This is a genomic window from Lysinibacillus sp. NPDC056959, from assembly GCF_042674095.1.
Taxonomy (GTDB): Bacteria; Bacillota; Bacilli; order Bacillales_A; family Planococcaceae; genus Lysinibacillus; species Lysinibacillus zambalensis.
The window spans coordinates 328,009-342,360 of the sequence record NZ_JBHURE010000003.1; the positions used below are offsets into that span (position 1 = coordinate 328,009).

Sequence of the window (14,352 nt, forward strand, 5' to 3'; positions counted from 1 at the left end):
TAAACACACAATATGTGATAAAACAAGGCACGGTTTAATGCCGTACCTTGTTTTCATTTTTCTATCCAGTTACAAAAAAATCCTATTCAGTAATTTTAGCGTTTTCTACTAAAAATTCAACTGTTTTTTGAATTTTAATGTCGTTTTCAAGAACTGCTGTGCCACCTAAAGCACCAGTAATTTGCTCTTTTGTCATGTTAAATTGAGCAGTCATTTTTTCTAATTCAGCTTCGATATCAGCTTCAGTAGCTTCAACTTTTTCAGCTTCTGCAATTGCTTCAAGAGTTAAAGATACACGTACACGGCTTTCTGCTTCTTCTTTCATTTGTCCGCGTAAATCTTCTTCTGATTGACCTGAGAATTGATAGTAAAGGTCTAAGTTCATACCTTGCATTTGTAAACGTTGACCAAATTCTTGTAACATACGATCAGTTTCAGAGTTAATCATACCAGCAGGTACTTCAAAATCAGCATTTCCAGCTGCTTTTTCAACTAATTCGTCACGAAGTGCTGCATTTGATTCAGCTAGTTTTTGTTCAGCAGTTTGCTCTTTGATTTTAGCGCGTAAAGCTTCTACACCTTCAACTTCTGGGTCTAATTCTTTAGCGAATTCATCGTTTAGTTCTGGAAGAACTTTTGTTTTAACTTCTTTAACTGTTACTTTGAAAGTAGCTTCTTTACCAGCTAATTCAGCTGCATGGTATTCTTCTGGGAAAGTAACAACTACGTCTTTAGATTCGCCAGTTTTAATACCTACAAGTTGCTCTTCGAAGCCAGGGATGAATGAACCTGAACCGATTTCTAGTGGGTAGTCTTCACCTTTGCCACCTTCAAACGCTTCTTCACCTACGAAACCTTCAAAGTCGATAACAGCTGTATCGCCTTCTACGATTGCTTCGTCTTCTTTAATTTCTAGCTCTGCTTTACGAGCTAATTGTTCTTGAATTTGTGCATCTACTTCTTCATCAGTAACTTCTACTGGAAGTTTTGTAACTTCTAAACCTTTATACTCACCAAGTTTTGGCTCTGGTTTCACTGTTACTTGAGCAGTAAATGAAAAATCTTTACCATGTACGAAGTTTTCTGTACCAGAAATTTCCGGGTAATCTACTGGCATAATACCAGCTTCATCGATAGCTTTTGAATAAGATTCAGGAACGATGATTTCTAATGCATCTTGGTATAAAGATTCAATACCAAAGCGTTGTTCAAACATATTACGAGGCATTTTCCCTTTACGGAAACCTGGTACGTTAATTTGTTTTACAACTTTTTTGAACGCCTGGTCCATTGCTGCGTCTACTTCTGCAGCAGGTACTTCAATTGTAAGAGTACCGATATTACCTTCTTGTTTTTCCCATTTTGCTGACATGTATAAATACCTCCAAATAAATAATCAAGTTTATTGTTAGACAATTCATTCGTAACTACGATTTTGACAACCATTTTAGTATAACATAGATGCGTATAGTTTCAACTTATTTCATACTTCATGTAGTTCCGTCATTTTTTCTAACATTTGTAAAAAGTCAATGATTTCATAGTTCATTTCCTGTACTTTTCCGAGCATAGATTGTACAAAGTCAATATAACTATAGGCAATATCATCAGCTTCATACTGGTGCCATTCAAACGGATACGTCACAATGGCATGCTTCGCCATTAAATATTGTACCATTTCCAACGTCGATGGGTCTTGCTCTAATTTATTTTCGATTATTTTTTTTACTTCCCTATACTGAGGCAACTGATTTGGTAAGACTAAATTGATAGGGTTAATAATCTTTGTTCCATTAAATTTTGAAACCGTAATCTCAATTGACACTTCTTGTTCCACTAATAGAATTAACGCTAAACTCTGAACAAATGGATGGATTGTAGGACATTCAATAATATCTTTCAATGCTGTCTTTAATTGCCTTACATTCGTCTCCATTAAACGATGCAGTCGAATAGATTGTTCATTTGCCGTTAAGGCACTAAATACCGAAAGTTCATATTCTTGCTCTTCTAACAATCGTTTTGCATCTTCTTTTTTTTGGAGATTCCTTGCAACATCTTGATTCAAGCTTCTTAAGCGTTCAAATTTCTCAAGCTGATCTTCCGGAAGTACATTTTCTTCTATTAATGTCTAAATTAACGACTCTACTTGATGGTATTCCTTTAATTGCATACATACAGTAACATACAGCTCCATTACTTCCACATATAAAGTCGTACCCATAGCAAACAATTGCTCACAAACATTTTTAACTTTATCGTATGCTTTTAATTCATATAAAGCATACGCGTAAGCACTTAATGCCATTTCATCCCCATCTTCATATAAAAATGCTTTTTCAAAGCTGGCCACTGCCTCTTCATATTGATAATTTTCCGCATACATATGTCCTTCACGTATTAATGTCTGAACAGCACCAGGAAAAACAACAATATTGTCATGTTTTATAACATGTCGTTTTCGCTTTGTCATTTTTCTCACCTCTTTACGACTATTTAACTTATTAGTTTCTATATGAATCATCACCATATCATGGAGTTGATTTACGAATTTGACCGTGGGCTTAATGAGGAGTTGCGATGAGCTACTGGGGGTTAGTCACAAAAGCGTTATCACTGATCTTTGTGCGTTCCTCTATTGATTCCCACCGTGATCTCATCTGTAATGCTCCCCTAATTTACTCCAATTCAATCTCATTAGATGATATACGTTTTACATATGTCATTTTTAACTTTCAACGATGACGATATTAATTTACTCCCTACTTATTTTAAAAAAATCATTGCTTTAGCATTACATATTTTGTAATAAATTGTATTATAATTAATAATATCTTTCATTTATTACTATTTACAGGCATTCAGCTTTCAGCTAACTACAGACAAAAACATCTGTTGCTGACGCTTTGCTTTCGCACAAAAAACATCTGTTGCTGACGCTTTGCTTTCGCACAAAAAACATCTGCAGGAATGCACAGAGCTGATTCCTGACGCAATTATGCCGTAGCATAATTGCTGGCAAAAGTTCTTCACAAGGAGTGGAATACATGCAATTAATAGATACAGTTAGTGAATTTGGTAGTAGCATCTCTCCTATGTTTGAGGCACTACCAATTAAAGTTGTTTCGTTTTCTACAGCGGACAATCCTTATCAGAAGGATTACCCGATTGAATTTGAAATACTCACACGAACAAAGATTGATTTATACACGCAAGAAGCTAATACACATATTATAAGTATCCAAGGTTACATTCCTGGCTCCATTTCAATCGGACACCAACATGAGTCACTTTTTATTATTCCCCAAAGTGTACACATTGAATGCAACTATAAACTTCTAAGTATCGACCAAAAAGATATGCAACGAATCTTACAGCACGCCGAACCGAATCTTCATTATAGCGAATGGCTAATCGAAACCATTAAAAATGCAAATATTCTCGTTGAATTAAAAACCAATCAAAATACTTATACTGAATGGCCGCTCGGTATAAAGTCAGCCCTTATATCATAACTAAGATGAGACATACTTAAATAGGTATGTCTTTTTTTGTACTCCTTGAATAAGACTTTCCCTTTTTGTTGCTTGTCTATCATATCAACTTTTTGTTGTTTCTGGAATTCCCATTGCGAATATACTTCTATATCACTAGAAAACTTTACAAATCAACAAATTCATCGTTGAAGCGTTATAATAAAAAGACCTAGCTCCATATAAGCATTTTTACTATGTTCTACTAACACTTCGAAAAGAATGCTCTTATAGAGAATTAATTTAACCTCGGGGGAATTACAGATGGATATTAAAAATACATTACAATCATTCTCAACCATGACATCTTCAGAACGACAAGAATTCATGTTACAAAAGGGCGATTGGTTGTTACAAGAAATGTTAACGCACATTGGTTCACCAGATGCCGAATTACGAGACAAATTAATTTATCGAACTTTTATTGATCTACTTAGCGACAATTTACTGAGCAATGAACAGCTACAATATTTATTTGATACTGTAATAGGCGACGATTATTTATTTTTAAGCATAGGCGAAGAAATGACAGATAGTGTCTTCACTCGTTCGTTTTCTGCTTTACTTGTAGCAAGTATTCTCGCTAAAGATGCTGAACTACTAATTTTAAAGGATGAGCGTTTACAAATTTTCTTTAAAAAGATTGGTCGCTATTTATTATTGGAAAAAGATACGAGAGGACATGTTCAAGATAAAGGTTGGGCGCATAGCATTGCACATGGTGCAGATTTAGCGGCTATGACAATTAAACACCCCAAATTTGATTTACAACATGCGCCTTTAATCTTGCATGCTTTGAAACTTGTTACTTGGAAAGATACTGTTTTTGTCAACGACGAGGAGGAACGCTTAGTTAATATTATTGAAGCGTTACTAGCTCGTGACTACTCTGAGGAAGCATTAATAGAATTTGCCGAACAGACATTTGACAAATTTGAAATGCATTTAGTGACTCAAGGTTATAACGAAGCCTTTTTCAGCGGACGAACATGTACATTAAATTTAATGAAAACATTGTATTTTGCTTTAAAGATGCAAAACCTAGCCCCAAATCTTCAAAATACTATTTATGGACAAGTCGCAAAATGGCTAAAACTAGGTGCATAAAATATCTGGCGTAATTAGACGAGCTAAAGCGAATTTCACTTTCTTTCTGCTTCAAACATTTAATTTCGTTCCCATACCAAATTTAGCAAACTAAGAATCCCCTTAGTTTGCTTTTTTTACTTTTCAAGTAAAATATCAAGAATACAATAAATGGAAGTTGGTAATTATATTAACATAATTTATATTCGTTTCCGAAATACCCCTTTCCAATCATCCCTTACATTGAAAGTTTATCCTTATATATCCATAATATCGCTTTTTGTTTACTCACATTTTTTAAAAACGCAACAATAAAGCATTCAACAACCTAATTTAACGGCGATTTTATTACAAAATGACGTCTGAAATGTGAAATGACATTTTCACAAAAAAAACTATTTACATAGTTAAGGATAAGAAACTCAGTGTTTTCAACGTTTGAACAGTGTTTATTATATTAAACACAAAAATACTAATATTGAAATAACGATTTTTGTTCAATAAATGTTCATATTTATCCCCAGTTTACTATTAAAAATATAAAAAAATAATTTTTTTTCTTTCAAACGGGGCGTATAATCCTATATGCAAACGACGACATTTGTGTCGATCGATTATGACATATTGTTTGAAAATCGATTACACAGATTAATGACTTTGCGAACGCTTGCAATAGACCAATCAAATACTAAATTCAATGTTTCATAGTGAACCATGCCATTGTAAGTATTTCTGATTATTTGATTGGTACAACAATTAAAAGAGGTGACCGTATTACCCACTATTTATAATTTCGAATCTATATATAAACACATGAAATTTATGAATAGCCGTTTTATAGAAAGGAGTCAAACATGAAGAAAAAGTTAAGCTTAATGTTTGTTGCATTTAGTGCGCTAGCAATTCTTGCTGGCTGTGAACCCCTAACAATTTTTGATCCTAAAGGGCCAAATGCCAAAACATTATCAGACACAATTATTTTATCCATTATTACAATGGCCTTTATATTACTAGTCGTGTATGTGCTTTTAGCATTTATGCTAACTAAATATCGTGCTTCAAAATCATCTGCCGATTATGAGCCTCCTCACGAAGAGGGTAGTCATCTACTTGAAATAATATGGACAGTTATCCCTATTATCATAGTGGCATTCTTGGCAGTTGTTACTGTAAGAACAACAAGTACAGTCGAGACGACACCAGAAGGTTATGACAATAAAGAGCCACTTGTTATTTACGCATCATCTTCTAACTGGAAATGGCATTTTAGCTATCCAGAGCAAGGTGTTGAAACTGTAAACTATGTAAATATTCCAACTGACCGTCCAATCGAGTTTAAACTTTACTCTTTCGGACCAATCACAAGTTTCTGGATTCCACAATTAGCTGGTCAAAAATATGCGATGAGTGACATGTTAACAACTATTCACCTTGCTGCAGATGTGCCTGGTTCATACATGGGCCGTAACTCTAACTTTAACGGTCGCGGTTTTGCTGAAATGGAATTTGACGCAGAAGCTATGACACAAGAAAAATTCGACGAATGGGTTTCTGATGTGAAATCAAAAGAAAAACCATTAACAGAAGAAAAATTTGATGAACTATTAAAAGCAGAACACGTTGGTCGTTCAAGCTATTCATCTACACACTTAGAATTTAGACCTGCTCCAATGGAACACAGTGAACACATGAAAATGGGCGGCATGGATCATAGTGATATGGACATGTCCGAAGATGAAATGGATCACTCTAAAATGGAGCATGGGAATCACTGATTCACAAAAAAATTCTGAAGCAACACATTCACATTAATTTTTACACCTGAAAGGAGCGCATCCAATGAGTATGGAAGAAGTATTCCATCCTATGCAAGAACCGATGATTTTAGCGGCAGCTATTAGTATCGTAGTTGGAGCAGTTGTTATCGTAGCTGGCCTTACATATTTCAAAAAATGGGGCTATTTCTACAAAAACTGGCTTTCAACTGTTGACCATAAAAAAATCGGTATTATGTATATCGCTACAGCACTTTTGATGCTATTCCGCGGCGGTATCGATGCACTATTAATGCGTGCACAAACGGCAGTTCCAGATAATGGACTTCTTGATGCACAACACTATAATGAGATTTTCACAACACACGGTTTATTAATGATTTTATTCATGGCTATGCCATTCGTAATTGGTTTAATGAACATTGTAATCCCACTGCAAATTGGTGCACGTGACGTTGCCTTCCCACGTCTGAATGCAGTCAGCTTCTGGTTATTTGCAGCTGGTTGTGGTTTATTAAACCTATCATTTATCATTGGTGGTTCACCTGATGCTGGTTGGACAGCATACTTCCCATTAGCTGGGACAGAATTCAGTCCAACTGTTGGGAACAACTACTATTCTTTAGCTTTACAATTATCAGGGATTGGTACGTTAATGACTGGTGTTAACTTCATCGCAACAATCATTAAAATGCGTGCACCTGGTATGACATTAATGAAAATGCCAATGTTCACTTGGTCAATTTTAATTACAAACATTATTATCGTATTTGCATTCCCAGTATTAACTGTAGCACTTGCATTAATGATGCTTGACCGTCAATTCGGTACACAATTCTTTGCCATGCAAAATGGTGGTATGGATATGCTTTGGGCCAACCTATTCTGGGTTTGGGGACATCCTGAGGTTTATATCGTTATCCTACCTGCTTTCGGTATCTTCTCTGAAATCATTGCGACATTTGCACGTAAAAACTTATACGGCTATAAATCAATGGTTATGAGTATGGTCGTTATTTCGTTACTATCATTCTTAGTATGGGCCCACCACTTCTATACAATGGGTCACGGTGTAATGGTAAACAGCGTATTCTCTATTACAACAATGGCAATCGCTGTTCCGACAGGGGTTAAAATATTTAACTGGTTGCTCACAATGAGACACGGTAAAATTCAATTTACAACTCCTATGCTATATGCTCTTGGCTTTATTCCTATCTTCACAATTGGTGGGGTTACAGGGGTAATGCTTGCAATGGCAAGTGCTGACTATCAATATCATAATACGATGTTCTTAGTTGCCCACTTCCACTATGTATTAATTCCAGGTACAGTATTCGGTGTACTTGCAGGTTACCACTACTGGTGGCCAAAAATGTTCGGTTTCCGTTTAAATGAAAAACTAGGTAAAGCAGCTTTCTGGTTTATCGCAGTATGCTTTAACGTAACATTCTTCCCTCTATTCATTTTAGGTTTAGATGGTTACGCTCGTCGTATGTACACTTACTCTGAGTCAACTGGCTACGGTCCATTGAACATGCTATCGTTCATCGGTGGTATTGGTCTTGCTGTCGGCTTTGCGTTAATCGTATATAACATTTACTACAGCTGGAAACATATGCCACGTAATGAAAAAGCAGATGTTTGGGATGGTCGTACGCTAGAATGGGCTACTCATTCTCCAGTACCAGAGTATAACTTTGCAGTAGTTCCAACGGTTACACGTTTAGATGAATACTGGTTCGCGAAAAAAGAAGGTCGCGATATTACAGCCGGTAAAATTGAAAAAATTCACATGCCTAACAACACTGGCACTCCATTCTGGATGAGCGGATTCTTCTTCCTTGCAGCATTCTTTGCTGTATTCAATCTATGGGTTCCAGCAATCATTAGTATGATTGGTGTATTTGGCTTTATGATTCATCGTTCATTCGAAAAGGATCATGGTCGATACATTTCAGTTGAAGAAGTTATGGCAACTGAAAAAAGCTTGAGAGGTGATAAATAATATGAAAATCGATTCTTCACTTCCATTAGAATATAGTACAGAAGAAAATCGCCTGAAAATTTTCGGTTTCTGGATTTTCCTTGGTGCCGAAATCGTATTATTCGCCACACTATTTACAGTGTATTTCACACTTCAAACACGTACAGGTAGTGGCCCAAATGGCGCTGAGATTTTCGAACTAACACCAGTATTATGGGAAACATTCTTATTATTAACAAGTAGTTTCACAATTGGTCTTGGTGTTCATGCAATGCGCATTGGCAATAAAAAAGCGATGATGGCATTTTTCATCATCACACTTCTATTAGGTCTTGGCTTCTTAGCCATTGAAATCGATGAATTTGTCACATATGTTAATGAAGGTGCAACAATTCGAACAAGTGCATTCTTATCGGCATTAATGACTTTACTTGGTACGCACGGTCTCCACGTAACATTTGGTTTCTTCTGGGGCGTTGCCATTTTAATGCAAGTAGCTAGCCGTGGTTTAAACCCACAAACGGCTAACAAAGCGTTTATCTTCTCACTGTACTGGCACTTCTTAGACGTTGTTTGGATTTTCATCTTCAGCTTCGTCTACTTGAAAGGACTGATTAGCTGATGAAGGAATTATTCCCAAAACAACATGTGATGGGCTTCGGCTTCTCACTATTACTAACAGTTGTAGCTTTAGCTGTTGTTAAATTCGATATGTCTCTTAACATGGCATTTGGTGTTTTACTAGTAACTGCTCTTGCACAAGCAACTGTACAATTAGTATTATTCATGCACATCGGTGAATCTGAAGACAAGAAAACGTTATATACAACGATTTTATATTCAGTATTCGTAGGTGTTGTCACAATCATTGGTACATTATTCGCAATGATCTGGGGCTATAATTGATAAACAGAGCCGAGAAAATGATATCATTTTCTCGGCTCTTTCTTTTTGTCTTACTAATTTCTCAACTCAAAAATACCAATCCTTCTTATGTCTTGCCCCTCACTTACTTATTTACAAACATAGTTGGCACTGATCTGTTAAAAGTTTGTATAGCAGTCTCAAATTTTGAAGAACTCCCATTTACAAAAAAGCTTTCTGGCTCAGCATGCTCACCTATATGAAACTACTAGCTACAATAGTCCCTTGCTATAACACAAAACCATTAGAAACCTCTATTCAATAACTAATCCACTAATGTTCGCTTATTGACCCCTAGTACCATTCCTATTTTAAATTAGTAACTAAATAAATAAATATGGCGTAAATCTACTTTTTATTTCATATATAAAAAGAGATTGCTATATCTTTTACCAAGAATAGGAGATGAAAGTAATGAACAAATTTTTTAAAGTTTTAAGTGTTGGAGCACTAGCACTAACACTGGCAGCTTGTAACAGTAGCGCTACCCCTAAGAAAGACACAACTAATACAAGTAAACTCACTTTAGAGCAAGTGTATGAAAAAGCGGTAGAGCGCCAATCAGACATTAAAAGTACAACTGCAAAAATGGAGTTGACTCAAGATTCCAAAGTTGAAGCAGGCGAACAATCTATGGAGTTTTCCATCAAATCAAATATGGATATGGATGTAGTTACCGATCCAATTGCTATGCACTTATCAGGTTCAGTGACAATGCCAGATATGGCTAGTTCAGATCAAAAAAGTACAGAAATGCCGATTGATATGTACATGAAGAAAGATCAAGGCTTTTTCATGAAGGATGAAGCAACTAATGGTTGGTATAAATTACCAAACGAGCAATTTGATGACATTATGGAACAAACTGCATCATCTGCGGATGCTAAGGCACAATTAGAACAGCTTAAAAACTATATTAAAGATTTCAAATTCGAACAAACAGATAATGCATATATCTTAACTTTAGACGCTAAGGGCGATGAATTTAAAGAACTGATCGATTCTGAAATTAGCAAATCAATGAAAGATATGGGTCTTGAAGAAAATCCACTTGATAACTTAACGATTGATAAAATACACTACGTTCTAGAAATCGATAAAAAGACTTTCGATACAACTAAAATGGATATGAATTTCGATTTGAAAATGAAGATTGAAAATCAAGAACTAGAAACGAAAACAAAATCAGTTGTGACATTCACTGAGTTCAATCACCTAAAAACAATCGATATCCCACAAGAAATTATCGATAACGCACAATCTAGCCCTCAATAATAAACATAAAAAGGAATCTGCATACTTTAATGTACGTAGATTCCTTTTACTTTAGGTACTGCTTCAATTAGAACAGCACATTTACCTTATCAGACGAGTCTCTCCGCAATAAACTAATTACTTCACTAAAGGCAATTGGCCACGTTTAAAGCTTATCAACATCGGAAGGATTATCTATAGCATAATGAAGTAATCCTTCAAAATCCTTCAGTTCCGGATTAAGATTTATATACGTATATTCATAGTTCATTCCTAGTTTAGCTACAATTCGTAAAGAGGCCACGTTTTCAGGATGAACGACTGCAATAACCTTAAGTAAACCAATCTTATTGAACGCATAATTCAGTAAAGCTTGTGCAGCCTCATACGCAATTCCTTGCCCTCTATAAGCTTTCGAAATACCATAATAGATTTCGACCTCAGTTTCTTTTACATCACCTGGACCAAGGCCACAATAGCCAATTAACGTTTGCCTCTCCCTATCTACTATGGCTAGATTCAATTTATGTATTTTGGAAAGCGTATTTTTATTGTTGCATTGGATGGACCACTCTATTATCCGCTGAACATCACCTCGACTAGGTACATCCTCTGGAATAAATCGATAAAAATCAGGCTCAGAAACTACTGCATACAATTCATCCAAATCAGTTAAAGCATATGGACGAATGATCAGCCTCTCGGTTTCAATATGTAGATTTAAAAACATATTGTTTACTCCTTCAATTGAATTGAAATTAAAAAATCTTCATTCCTTTTGTGTACATATACTAGTCCCAATAATTCTTCATTAAATCAGTTGCCCAACTTGGCTGCTTTAATTCACCTTTTGGTAAAAACTCTTTCATGACAGGTTTAATATCAATAATTGGTGTTCCATCAATAGCATCGAGGCCGCTAACGATTAATGTTCTATCTTTTAATTCTAGTAATTCTACAACCGTTACACCTATTTTGTTAGGTCTATTTTTGCCTCTCTGAGCGAAAATACCGACTTCCGGATAATCCTTATTATTTCTCGGATGTCTCGCTTCATATTGAATTTTCTCATCTACAACTTTATCAAAATAAAAAATTATTTCTAAATGAGAAAAATCATCAATCCCTTTTAAAGACGATGCATGTATATCTTTTGTCAATTCAACAGTAGAAATGACGTTACCCCAATTGTCATCTTTAATCATTTTTCGACTATTGCTCACTACAGCTATTGGTTTAATACTGTATTCCATACAAAATGACCTCATCTATCGTTGTTTCCACTTGCATATCTTCCGTTTAATTCCAGTATACTCCAACAATTACCAATGTCAATTTTGGGAGAATACCTGCTTTTATTCTTTATCTACAGTTTTTTGGGGATTAAGTGTTAGTATACCGAACTTAATCCCTTTTATATTTCCTAGCATTGTAAAAACTTCACTACCATGTACATTTATTATCCTTCATAAAACGAAATCAATTTTATTCCCCTGACGTCCCATAGTCTTTTATCGTTATTTTTACCTCACACTGAATCGGTATCTCGCTAAATGTTTGATCCCAATCTTTTTTTAGCTTTTTCCATACTTTTGGATACTCTATTCTCAATCTTGTTCCAAACCCTGATACGTCCGTTTGATATTCTTTTTGTATCTTCTCTAAAACATTTTTCACAAGACGCTCTACCTCTTTTTCAGTAGCCCTTTCTGCTTTTTTCAAAAACTTATTATCAAATGTTTTCTCAGAAAGTACCCAATGCTCAGCAATTCGCCCTTCAGATTCGATTTTTACATTAAATGAAATATTGTCTCCATCAACATGGGGTGTAATTTTACTTTTCATTGACAATATCTCGTATATAATCGGCTGATCTGTGCCTTCATAAAAACTTGTTACTAAACCCCCTTTGCCCTTTCCAGTTATCCACGTAATCCCCTCTAATTCTTTTCCCGTAAGAAAACCTCGCAGTTTTTTTGTGCTACCTTTTATCACAGCTGCTCCGGCAAATCTAATTTCTCCATTTTCTGAAGTTACACTTTGCAACAAAAAACTTGCTCTAGAATTTAATTTTCCTTGTAACTTTGCAAATGTCATCGGGGGTAGTATCTTTGTCGTTCTTTTATGTCCTTTCATCATCTCAACAAGTTGAAACGCAGGAATTTTAGTTGGTTCGTTCGATTCAAGAATATTACTTGCATGATTTTTAGCGATTAGAAGAAGCGCACTTGGTCTCATTTCCAGTTCCCTAAGAAAAAAATCCATTGTTTGTGTTAGATTGAATGCACTTGCAAAATCCTCTCCTAGGACAATGACCTTTGAATGTTCTGCAAAGGCTCGTTTGTCGTTTTTTAACATCATATTACGCAAAGTAGGAAGAATAGCATCTCCGGTTTCTGAAACGTTTTTGTAAGCTTTTTGTTGTTTTTTACCTTCTTTCGCACCGGAACCAGTTGTCTCTGAGTTAACGAATTGATTGGTAATTGTAATCAGCTCTTTATTAGAGTTTCTAGCTTCTTGTTCCTCCAATGCCTCCCTAGAACTACTATCTGTTTCTAAATCTAACGAGGTACCTACAACAAGACCTAAGTCTTCAATTTCTTTACTGCTCCAACAACCTGTAAGAATTAAAAGTATAAGAGATAATAGCAAACCTAAACGAAATCGTACCTTCATATTGTTTAGTTTCATGTCTTTCCACCCTTCAACCTCGAAATAAAAAGTAAGAGTACTGGAAAAACACCAAATAAGAATAATGCAGCATTCCCAATCATATCACCGAACTTAAAGAGGTCATTGATATTTTTAGGCGTCATAGAAATAATGTAAATAATCGGTAACAAACCAAATATAAAGGGCTGTATGTTCTTTTTAAAGAGTTGAGCTAATCCTAAAGCAGCGGCAAAATAGGTAATAGAAAAGGTGGCGAATATTTGCATAATCCAAATCACGAGTAAAAAAGACTCAAATCGTTCAAAGATTAACCCCGGAATTTCAAAACTTCGCATAAGTTCTAATGTAGGCCATGTTCTCGTGACAACTCCATCGATTGATAAAGCACCTATTACCATTACAACTGTTATGACATAAAAGAATAAGGGAATCGTTAAGCCAACAAGGACGACTTTTACTGCTTTCGTTTTCTCCGACTGCTTCATTAATGCGACAAGCAACAGCATAATTTCAGGACCTAAAAATGCAAGGGTTGCTGTCTTTACTCCTTTTAATACTGGCATGACTCCCAATCCTAATACCGGACGTAGATTATCTATTTCAAATATGCCCAAGCTCATAAAAGCTACCAATAGAAAGAGGACAAACGTAATAGGAAAGATGATTTCAAATAGTCGAGCAATCGAATTGATTCCGCTACTAATCAAATAGAGCCCTATCCACATAAAGGGCAAAATGATAGCCCAAGTTGGCGTACCTTCGAGCAGAAAGAGTGAGGTTACTTCAGCCATTATCCTGACTTCAAATGCTGAAATTGTAAAGAAATAGACGATTATAAGCAAACTCAAGAACCAACCTACCCATTTCCCTACAATATCTTGGCTATATTGATAGAAGGTTTTTTCAGGATATTTTTGGCTTAATTTCACGATAATCACGGCTGCGATTATCGCAATGACTCCTCCTAAAAAAACACTAATCCATACATCCGGTGATTTGACCTTTTCAACAGATGTTCTTGGCAAGGTAAGTATTCCTGTAGCCAAAATATAATTAGCGAGGACAACAACTGCTTGTGAAGCCGTAATTTTGTCTTGAGAATTAATCATCATGCCAGTTT

Annotated in this window: 14 protein-coding genes; 7 read left to right on the forward strand and 7 right to left on the reverse strand. The window is 35.5% G+C overall.

The features are described 5' to 3' along the window. Positions 1–82: 82 nt before the first annotated feature. The 3 genes from tig to ACFTQ7_RS05825 all read right to left on the reverse strand — a co-directional run bounded on the left by tig (position 83) and on the right by ACFTQ7_RS05825 (position 2,473). Positions 83–1,372, reverse strand: a complete 1,290-nt coding sequence (tig, locus tag ACFTQ7_RS05815) for a trigger factor (RefSeq protein ID WP_386827690.1) — start codon at positions 1,370–1,372, stop codon at positions 83–85. A gap of 111 nt (positions 1,373–1,483) precedes the next feature. Next, positions 1,484–2,017, reverse strand: a complete 534-nt coding sequence (locus ACFTQ7_RS05820) for a hypothetical protein (RefSeq protein ID WP_386827691.1) — start codon at positions 2,015–2,017, stop codon at positions 1,484–1,486. A gap of 114 nt (positions 2,018–2,131) precedes the next feature. Continuing rightward, the gene (locus tag ACFTQ7_RS05825; protein ID WP_386827692.1) at positions 2,132–2,473 is read right to left on the reverse strand and encodes a tetratricopeptide repeat protein; all 342 of its coding nucleotides are present in this window, start codon (positions 2,471–2,473) and stop codon (positions 2,132–2,134) included. A 574-nt stretch (positions 2,474–3,047) separates the two neighbouring features. On the opposite strand from ACFTQ7_RS05825, the gene ACFTQ7_RS05830 reads away from it, so the two are divergent. The 7 genes from ACFTQ7_RS05830 to ACFTQ7_RS05860 all read left to right on the forward strand — a co-directional run bounded on the left by ACFTQ7_RS05830 (position 3,048) and on the right by ACFTQ7_RS05860 (position 10,580). Then, on the forward strand, positions 3,048–3,515 hold the full coding sequence (locus ACFTQ7_RS05830; RefSeq protein ID WP_349661994.1) for a hypothetical protein: 468 nt from the start codon (positions 3,048–3,050) through the stop codon (positions 3,513–3,515). A 282-nt stretch (positions 3,516–3,797) separates the two neighbouring features. Continuing rightward, the gene (locus ACFTQ7_RS05835) at positions 3,798–4,640 is read left to right on the forward strand and encodes a DUF2785 domain-containing protein (RefSeq protein WP_386827693.1); all 843 of its coding nucleotides are present in this window, start codon (positions 3,798–3,800) and stop codon (positions 4,638–4,640) included. An 833-nt stretch (positions 4,641–5,473) separates the two neighbouring features. Next, positions 5,474–6,394, forward strand: a complete 921-nt coding sequence (gene qoxA / locus ACFTQ7_RS05840; RefSeq protein WP_386827694.1) for a cytochrome aa3 quinol oxidase subunit II — start codon at positions 5,474–5,476, stop codon at positions 6,392–6,394. 64 nt (positions 6,395–6,458) lie between these two features. Then, the gene (gene qoxB / locus ACFTQ7_RS05845) at positions 6,459–8,402 is read left to right on the forward strand and encodes a cytochrome aa3 quinol oxidase subunit I (protein ID WP_349661997.1); all 1,944 of its coding nucleotides are present in this window, start codon (positions 6,459–6,461) and stop codon (positions 8,400–8,402) included. Position 8,403: 1 nt separating this feature from the next. Beyond that, complete coding sequence (qoxC, locus tag ACFTQ7_RS05850; protein WP_349661998.1) at positions 8,404–9,003, forward strand: cytochrome aa3 quinol oxidase subunit III; 600 nt, start codon at positions 8,404–8,406, stop codon at positions 9,001–9,003. Continuing rightward, complete coding sequence (qoxD, locus tag ACFTQ7_RS05855; RefSeq protein ID WP_323647659.1) at positions 9,003–9,287, forward strand: cytochrome aa3 quinol oxidase subunit IV; 285 nt, start codon at positions 9,003–9,005, stop codon at positions 9,285–9,287. The genes qoxC and qoxD overlap by 1 nt, the downstream gene beginning before the upstream one ends. A 432-nt stretch (positions 9,288–9,719) precedes the next feature. After that, positions 9,720–10,580: a DUF6612 family protein gene (locus tag ACFTQ7_RS05860; protein WP_386827695.1), complete on the forward strand. Its 861-nt coding sequence runs from the start codon at positions 9,720–9,722 to the stop codon at positions 10,578–10,580. A gap of 145 nt (positions 10,581–10,725) precedes the next feature. Here ACFTQ7_RS05860 and ACFTQ7_RS05865 read toward each other — a convergent pair whose 3' ends face one another. The 4 genes from ACFTQ7_RS05865 to ACFTQ7_RS05880 all read right to left on the reverse strand — a co-directional run bounded on the left by ACFTQ7_RS05865 (position 10,726) and on the right by ACFTQ7_RS05880 (position 14,344). Beyond that, the gene (locus ACFTQ7_RS05865) at positions 10,726–11,289 is read right to left on the reverse strand and encodes a GNAT family N-acetyltransferase (RefSeq protein ID WP_386827696.1); all 564 of its coding nucleotides are present in this window, start codon (positions 11,287–11,289) and stop codon (positions 10,726–10,728) included. Positions 11,290–11,350: 61 nt separating this feature from the next. Further along, the gene (gene tsaA, locus ACFTQ7_RS05870) at positions 11,351–11,812 is read right to left on the reverse strand and encodes a tRNA (N6-threonylcarbamoyladenosine(37)-N6)-methyltransferase TrmO (RefSeq protein WP_386827697.1); all 462 of its coding nucleotides are present in this window, start codon (positions 11,810–11,812) and stop codon (positions 11,351–11,353) included. A 232-nt stretch (positions 11,813–12,044) separates the two neighbouring features. Further along, complete coding sequence (locus ACFTQ7_RS05875) at positions 12,045–13,250, reverse strand: Ger(x)C family spore germination protein (protein ID WP_386827698.1); 1,206 nt, start codon at positions 13,248–13,250, stop codon at positions 12,045–12,047. After that, positions 13,247–14,344, reverse strand: a complete 1,098-nt coding sequence (locus ACFTQ7_RS05880; RefSeq protein WP_349662002.1) for a spore germination protein — start codon at positions 14,342–14,344, stop codon at positions 13,247–13,249. The genes ACFTQ7_RS05875 and ACFTQ7_RS05880 overlap by 4 nt, the downstream gene beginning before the upstream one ends. Positions 14,345–14,352: the final 8 nt, after the last annotated feature.

What these genes read in the sequence shown, in the direction of transcription:
- tig (WP_386827690.1), bottom strand. Translation starts at nt 1,372, where the DNA reads ATGTCAGCAAAATGGGAAAAACAAGAAGGTAATATCGGTACTCTTACA.
- ACFTQ7_RS05825 (WP_386827692.1), bottom strand. Translation starts at nt 2,473, where the DNA reads ATGACAAAGCGAAAACGACATGTTATAAAACATGACAATATTGTTGTT.
- ACFTQ7_RS05830 (WP_349661994.1), top strand. Translation starts at nt 3,048, where the DNA reads ATGCAATTAATAGATACAGTTAGTGAATTTGGTAGTAGCATCTCTCCT.
- ACFTQ7_RS05835 (WP_386827693.1), top strand. Translation starts at nt 3,798, where the DNA reads ATGGATATTAAAAATACATTACAATCATTCTCAACCATGACATCTTCA.
- qoxA (WP_386827694.1), top strand. Translation starts at nt 5,474, where the DNA reads ATGAAGAAAAAGTTAAGCTTAATGTTTGTTGCATTTAGTGCGCTAGCA.
- qoxB (WP_349661997.1), top strand. Translation starts at nt 6,459, where the DNA reads ATGAGTATGGAAGAAGTATTCCATCCTATGCAAGAACCGATGATTTTA.
- qoxC (WP_349661998.1), top strand. Translation starts at nt 8,404, where the DNA reads ATGAAAATCGATTCTTCACTTCCATTAGAATATAGTACAGAAGAAAAT.
- qoxD (WP_323647659.1), top strand. Translation starts at nt 9,003, where the DNA reads ATGAAGGAATTATTCCCAAAACAACATGTGATGGGCTTCGGCTTCTCA.
- ACFTQ7_RS05860 (WP_386827695.1), top strand. Translation starts at nt 9,720, where the DNA reads ATGAACAAATTTTTTAAAGTTTTAAGTGTTGGAGCACTAGCACTAACA.
- ACFTQ7_RS05865 (WP_386827696.1), bottom strand. Translation starts at nt 11,289, where the DNA reads ATGTTTTTAAATCTACATATTGAAACCGAGAGGCTGATCATTCGTCCA.
- tsaA (WP_386827697.1), bottom strand. Translation starts at nt 11,812, where the DNA reads ATGGAATACAGTATTAAACCAATAGCTGTAGTGAGCAATAGTCGAAAA.
- ACFTQ7_RS05875 (WP_386827698.1), bottom strand. Translation starts at nt 13,250, where the DNA reads ATGAAACTAAACAATATGAAGGTACGATTTCGTTTAGGTTTGCTATTA.
- ACFTQ7_RS05880 (WP_349662002.1), bottom strand. Translation starts at nt 14,344, where the DNA reads ATGATGATTAATTCTCAAGACAAAATTACGGCTTCACAAGCAGTTGTT.